The sequence below is a fragment of the Streptomyces sp. NPDC055078 genome (assembly GCF_053607985.1).
Genome location: NZ_JBSGUP010001089.1, coordinates 1 through 1486, shown reverse-complemented (window position 1 = coordinate 1486; position 1486 = coordinate 1). Strand labels below are relative to the sequence as shown.

Sequence of the window (1486 nt, the reverse complement as noted above, 5' to 3'; positions counted from 1 at the left end):
AGACGGCGGCCCTGGCCCGGGTCGCCGACGGGCCGCCGGACCTGCTGGGGGGCGCCCTGCTCGTACGGCCCGACGGATCGTACGAGGGGAGCCTCGGGGGTGGTCCCGCGCTGGACGCGGCAGCGGCGGCCGAGGCCGTGGCGCTGCTCGGCGCGGGCCGTACGGGCCCGGTCACCGTCGGCGCGGACGGCGGGCGCTGCGGCACCCCGCTGACCCTGCTGGTCGAGTCGAGCGCCCCGCCACCCCGAATGATCGTCTTCGGTGCCGTCGACTTCGCGTCCGCGCTGGTCAGGGTCGGCAAGTTCCTCGGCCACCAAGTCACCGTCTGTGACGCGCGCCCCGTCTTCGCCACGAGAGACCGCTTCCCCGAGGCCGACGAGATCGTCGTCGACTGGCCGCACCGCTATCTCGCGGGCACCGCGACCGACTCCCGTACGGTCCTGTGTGTCCTCACCCACGACGCCAGGTTCGACATCCCGCTGCTCGCCGCCGCGCTGCGGCTCCCCGTCGCCTATGTCGGCGCGATGGGCTCCCGCCGTACCCACGAGGACCGCGTCAGGCAACTGCGCGAGTGCGGTGTCACCGCGCGGGAACTGGCCCGGCTGCGCAGCCCGATCGGCCTCGACCTGGGCGCCCGTACCCCGGAGGAGACCGCCCTGTCGATCGCGGCGGAGATCGTGGCGGACCGGCGCGGCGGCAGCGGGGTGTCCCTGGCCGGCACACACACCCCGATCCACCACGACACCGACCCACCCCGGCCCGACCGGATCGGCTCGACGGCCTGACCCGGCGGCGGTCCGGACCAGTGGCCGCCCAGCGGGGACCCATCGGCCCGTCGGGACATCCCCGCCGGTAAATGGGTTGCCGAACGGGTGGCCCTGCCCGTTTGATGAACGGGTCGACCGGAGACATCTGATCCGGACACACACCTGATGACAGAAAGGGGTGCTTGTATGCCTCGGGCCCCGCGGAGCCGTTCTCCCCGTTGAGGAGGGACTTCCGCGACAGCGGTATGAACTCCCCGGTGCGAGACGGTGCTCAGCGCAGTCGGCCCGCTCACGCATCACTTCAGGAGTCGTGTCCATATGTCACGCAACAGATCCCGGCGCGCCCGCGCCGAATCGCGCGCCGAATCCTTCCGCTGCCTCCACTGCGGTCTCGATGTCCCGATGACCGCCGCCGGCACCGGACACCGCAATCACTGCCCGAACTGCCTGTGGAGCCGTCACCTCGACGACACACCAGGCGACCGGGCCGCCGACTGCGGAGCCCGGATGGAACCCCTCGCCATCTCCGTACGCGGCGACGGCGAATGGGTGCTCGTCCACCGCTGCACGCACTGCGGCGTTCTGCACGCCAACCGCACGGCGGGCGATGACAACGCCCTGCCGCTGACCAGACTGGCCGTACGCCCGCTGGCTCAGCCGCCGTTCCCGCTGGAGCGCCTCGCCGCGCTCTGAACGTCAGGACGCGCGGAGCCCGGACC

The 1486-nt window shown here is 72.5% G+C and carries 2 protein-coding genes; both read left to right on the top strand.

The window, feature by feature from the left end:
* Positions 1–785, top strand: a 785-nt coding sequence (locus tag ACWF94_RS40365) for an XdhC family protein (protein ID WP_453500261.1), incomplete at its 5' end; no start/stop codon positions are given.
* A 300-nt stretch (positions 786–1085) separates the two neighbouring features.
* Positions 1086–1460, top strand: a complete 375-nt coding sequence (locus ACWF94_RS40360) for an RNHCP domain-containing protein (RefSeq protein WP_453500259.1) — start codon at positions 1086–1088, stop codon at positions 1458–1460.
* The last annotated feature ends 26 nt before the right edge of the window (positions 1461–1486 follow it).

Excerpts from the sequence above, each read along its gene's own strand:
- ACWF94_RS40360 (WP_453500259.1), top strand. The coding sequence starts at position 1,086 with ATGTCACGCAACAGATCCCGGCGCGCCCGCGCCGAATCGCGCGCCGAA.